A 5001-nucleotide genomic window follows, 5' to 3' on the forward strand; every position below is an offset into this window, starting at 1 on the left:
CTCATCGGTCAGGTCACTGTCGTAGTAAGGCTGACTCATATCCTCAAGCCATGTAGATGTCACTCTTCTGGTATCGCGCCTTTGTGACCGTAGTTGTCTTCTACTTCACATACATTTACAAACAGTTTCTAAGCAGCTTAACGTACAGCTCATCTGCCGCCGGAGCGGAGGAAGCGAAGTGAGGCACGAACGAAGCGACCGGAGCATAGGCAGTCAGGTGCAGCGTCTTGTTGTGCTGCTTATTGGTGAGTTAAGGCGCGTTTCATCTTGAAGTGGGCGTCGTCTTCGCCTTCGACAACGAAGCCCAGCCGCTTATAGAGCCGCCGTGCAGGATTCACTTTCAGCACTTGCAGAGTCACAGGCTGCTCCTGCCGTTGAGCTTGTCGGATAATTTTCAAAATAATGAGACTGCCAATGCCTTTGCTTTGGTGTTCCGGCAGTATTTGGATGTTGCCAATATGCACTCTATCTTTCTTGTCATCCACCTCAACATGCCCAATCTCGTGACCGTGCAGCACGATAATCTGGTTGGCTTCAGGCCGGAAATGCTGCTTAAAATAGCTTTGCTGCCACACCTCACCCCAGCCCCAAGTCACTTCGATGTAATCATGCATAGTTATGCCATGTAAGGCATACAAGAAGCCGTAATCTTCTGGTGTAGCAAGGCGAAGTTTAATGACATCTTCCATACGCTTTACTTTCGCTATCTGAACCGCCGTGCGCAAGCAACACAACGATCGCCATCAACGGTGACAACACCCCTACTCTACACCAGCAAGATCTCGCTCACGGTTATGGCTTGGTCTACCTGCCGTTTGCCTTAGAACGCAAGTAGCCTCATGTCGATCGCCAATGGCTTTGGCAGTAAGTCTTTCCGTCTGATCGGTTGTCGCCAGATCCGCGCAGTGGTGTCACACGACGACATCATCGCCATGAAACAGGCAGACAACGAGCCGTGCGGCAGGCGGTAAATCTGGCTCAGGTAGAGAAACGAGTCACCGGCCATACTTTCCGTCACAGCTTTGCGACGCATCTCCTGCAAAATGGCTACGACATTCGCACGGTGCAGGAGCGACTCGGTCACAAGGATGTCAAAACGGGGTGTAATCAGGATGCGTGTAATTTAGTGCCACGAGCGCTTGAAACGCTTGTTTCTACGTGATCTCTTAGGAAGGATTCTTTATGGAAGAGTGGACTCTGGAAGTTCCAGTGGGTAAAGGTTTCAAAAGTTGGTGGCACTAAATTGCAGCTATCCTGATTACACCCCCAAACTAAATACTACAAACGGCTCTCCAAAAATGCCGCTAAATTCCTGAGCGATTTGGATACGGAAATCGACGCTGGTTGGACAGGACCGGGACAGACTAACTACCTACTGGGTCGGCTGACGATGCAGGAGTACGTCTTTCACCACGTCATCCACGGCGGTTCCCCCCTCGAAGGCGAAGCACTGGTTAAGGCAGTCGTTGCGATCGCTCAGGCACTCCCTGGCTATGCTGAATGGTGCCGCCGCCAACACGAACTAGACAAGAAAGTTGTGGAGTGGGCAAGAAGCATTGAAACTAGCCATTACTACCACTACGGCGATGCGCCCGAACCGAAACGGAGTACAGCACCCAACTGGAATCAACAACAGCAAGCGGCAGCCCGTACCCGCATCACGCAAGCGATCTCCGACCTACTCAATCACAACAATCTGCCGAGCGACATCACTGCCCGTCGCAACGCCATCGTTCCATATGGCATCAGCCAGAGCACTCTCACCAAGCACAAAGACCTGTGGCATCCCCAGTTTCTAGCAGAGCCACCAGCCCTTCCATCGGCTGAAGCATTACACCCTGACGTTGCAGATTCCGCTCTTTTGCAACAGGCTGAAGCCGCTCCAGCAGGTTTGCTACAGCCAGCCACCACCAATAAGCTTGTACCCTCTGCTGTCTCAGATGCACCTCAGCAGGCATCCGAAGACAGTAAATTGACTGAAGCAGGGGGGGCTGGGGGGATTTCCATAGGGGGCGGTGTTCTCGGTGCTGCCTTCCCTGCGGTACCTGAGAGCCAGGGTGTCGCTGGTGCTGCTGAGACAAAAGCGATTTTGGACGCGCTTAAGCTTGCAAAAGCAAAGGCGCGAGCGGCTGCTTATGCCGCACGGATGCAGCGATATTTGCAGTCTGGCGATCCCGTTTTGATAGCAGAAGCGCAGCAGTGGTTGCTGGCGCTGCGAAGTAAAGGTGCACCTTTAGAACGTTGATTTGGTGTGACCCTCTGCTTACTGGCGCTGGCACCTCAGAATTTGTTATGAGGATGCCTTGTTTTTGCTGACCTGCGGGCTGCTCAAGCTTAACCTGCTGTTGCCCATATCAAAAGCTACGATCGAGGTTCGCAAAAACAATCTCAAGGTTGTCCAGCTTGTTTCCTTGTTACTTGAAAGTCGGAAACAATAGCACCACTGTCTAGCCCAAGCCTTTCTTTGCCAGAGCCGTCCCTCTATAATACGGATGTCCTAAAGCATTAGAGCATTGCGTTGAACGCGCCGCGCCCACCAGCAGGAACGTATCAGGCTCCGCCCGTGGAGTCCCTGCAAGGCGTGGTCGAACGGCTCACCTATCATTCCGAAGAGTCAGGGTACACTGTTGCGCGGCTCAAAGCACCCCGTACCAGCGAACTCGTTACTATTACGGGCAACTTCGCCAACATCCAGGCAGGACAGACACTGCAACTGCACGGCACCTGGAAAGACCATCCCAAGTTCGGGACGCAGTTCCAGGTCACGCAGTATCGGGAAACCAAACCCGCGACCATCACCGGGATGGAGAAATATCTGGGCAGCGGGTTGATCAAAGGTGTGGGTCCCGTCACCGCCAAACGTATCGTTGCCCACTTCGGTCTGGAAACGCTGGACATCATTGAACAGCAGATCGAGCGACTGGTCGAAGTCCCTGGCATTGCCCAGAAGCGCGTCAAGCTGATTCAAGCTGCCTGGGTCACACAGAAAGCGATCAAAGACGTGATGCTGTTTCTGCAAAGTCACGGCGTTTCCACTACCTATGCCGTCAAGATCTACAAGCAGTATGGCGATGCGTCGATCACGACTGTTACCCACAACCCCTATCAACTAGCTACGGATGTCTATGGCATTGGGTTTGTCACCGCTGATGCGATCGCCCGGAATCTGGGCATTGCCCCCGGTTCGGAGTTTCGCTACCGGGCTGGCACGTTGCACGTTTTGGGCGAAGCGGCGGAAGAGGGACACTGTTTTTTACCGGGTGAAGCACTGGTCGATCGCGTCGTCAAGCGCTTGGAAATTGCTGACCATCGCCCCAATCCCGTACAGGTAAAAACTTTAAGTGAGCAAATGGTGGTGGATGGCGAGTTGGTCAAGACCGAAGCCCTGATCGCTGGACTGGAGGAATTTGGCTACTATGCACCGCCCTTTTTTGGTGCCGAACAAAAGCTGGCAGACCGGGTACGGCAACTGCTGCAACAGCCTCTTGAGGTGGATGCTGCCCGTGTGCAGCGCTGGCTGGATCGCTTTGTCGAAACGACGGGCACTGCCCTTTCGGAGCAACAGCGCCATGCCGTGACAATGGCAGCGAGTCAACGGGTGCTGATCCTCACGGGTGGACCCGGCTGCGGCAAAACCTTTACCACGCGCACGATCGTTGCTTTGTGGAAAGCGATGGGCAAGACGATTGTCCTTGCCTCGCCGACGGGACGAGCGGCACAGCGTTTGAGCGAGATGACCGGACAGGAAGCGAAAACAGTGCATCGCCTGTTGGAGTTTGATCCCAAAACTATGAAGTTCAAGCGGGACGTGGACAATCCGCTGCCCGCGCAGGCGCTCGTGGTGGATGAAGCCTCCATGCTGGATCTCTTTCTGGCAAACTCATTGCTGAAAGCGATCGCCCTCGATTCTCAACTCCTGCTTGTCGGCGATACCGACCAACTGCCCAGCGTCGGACCGGGCGCGGTATTGCAGGACTTGATCGCGTCTGAGCAAATTCCGGTAGTGCGACTGACACAAGTGTTCCGTCAGGCACAAGCCAGTCACATTGTGAGTAACGCCCACCGCATTAACCAGGGACAGTTCCCGCAGCTTGAACCCGTCTCGCCTGCACCACAATCCGATTGCCTGTGGCTCGGCGCACCAGAGCCAGAAGACGGCGTGCAGGGGATACAGGACTTAATCACCGACTTGTTGCCTGCATTGGGCGTTGATCCTGCTAGCGATGTGCAGGTACTTTGTCCCATGACGCGAGGGGTGGTGGGTACGCGGCACCTCAACACTGTCTTGCAACAACTCATTAATCCACCCAATTCTTCAAAAGCTGAATTGGTACGGAGTGGGATGACTTTACGGGTAGGCGATCGCGTCATCCAAAAAGTCAACGACTATGACCGGGAAGTCTTCAATGGTGATTTGGGCACGATTGCCGCGATCGATGTCGAAGAACAGGACGTGACGGTTCGCTTTGCTGAGCGCTTGGTGAGTTACGACTATGCCGATCTCAACGAAATTACGTTGGCGTGGGCAGTGACCATCCATAAGAGCCAGGGCAGCGAGTATCCGGTCGTGGTGCTGCCCATCTACATGCAGCACTACCTGATGCTGTCGCGTAATCTCATCTATACCGGACTCACTCGTGCCAAACAACTGGCGATCCTGGTTGGCACCCAGAAGGCGATCGCCCTTGCCGTGCGACAGGTGAAAGACCAACAGCGCTATACGCTCCTAGATCAGCGGCTACGAGAGGCGCGATGATCGATCGTTACATTAGAGCTGTTGCTAGCCAAGTGGCTTCGATGCAAATGCCCTGAACATAATGGGTTAGAGCCGAGCACAGTAAAACCGCTACCGAGAGCGTACTGGTACTCCTCGCCTTCAACCTCTATGTATAGCTACCGCCATAGAAGTTAGGACGCAGCCTGCTTGAGCACGGTTTCCATCGCATCGCGCAAAGGAGTGGCAGCACGTAAGTGTTTGCGAATACGACTTTTCAACCACGC

General features: G+C 54.0%; 3 protein-coding genes and 1 pseudogene. 3 read left to right on the forward strand and 1 reads right to left on the reverse strand.

The annotated features are described in order from the left end of the window. Positions 1–239: 239 nt before the first annotated feature. Positions 240–689 (reverse strand): GNAT family N-acetyltransferase, encoded by a 450-nt coding sequence (locus H6F86_RS03965; protein ID WP_190446816.1) that lies wholly within the window; start codon positions 687–689, stop codon positions 240–242. Positions 690–889: 200 nt separating this feature from the next. Between H6F86_RS03965 and H6F86_RS03970 the strand changes: the two are divergent. From H6F86_RS03970 to H6F86_RS03980, 3 genes and pseudogenes are all read left to right on the forward strand, one after another. After that, positions 890–1099 (forward strand): annotated as a pseudogene (locus H6F86_RS03970) (tyrosine-type recombinase/integrase); the annotation flags it as partial. 222 nt (positions 1100–1321) lie between these two features. Further along, a complete protein-coding gene (locus H6F86_RS03975; RefSeq protein WP_190446818.1) occupies positions 1322–2245 on the forward strand; it encodes a hypothetical protein in 924 nt (307 codons plus the stop codon). 273 nt (positions 2246–2518) lie between these two features. Further along, complete coding sequence (locus H6F86_RS03980) at positions 2519–4756, forward strand: ATP-dependent RecD-like DNA helicase (protein WP_190446819.1); 2238 nt, start codon at positions 2519–2521, stop codon at positions 4754–4756. Positions 4757–5001 lie beyond the last annotated feature (245 nt).

The sequence above is a fragment of the Phormidium sp. FACHB-592 genome, from assembly GCF_014695795.1.
In the GTDB taxonomy this organism is placed as follows: domain Bacteria; phylum Cyanobacteriota; class Cyanobacteriia; order Leptolyngbyales; family Leptolyngbyaceae; genus Stenomitos.

Bases quoted from the DNA above. Each gene is read 5' to 3' on its own strand.
- H6F86_RS03965 (WP_190446816.1), bottom strand. From the start codon at position 689: ATGGAAGATGTCATTAAACTTCGCCTTGCTACACCAGAAGATTACGGC.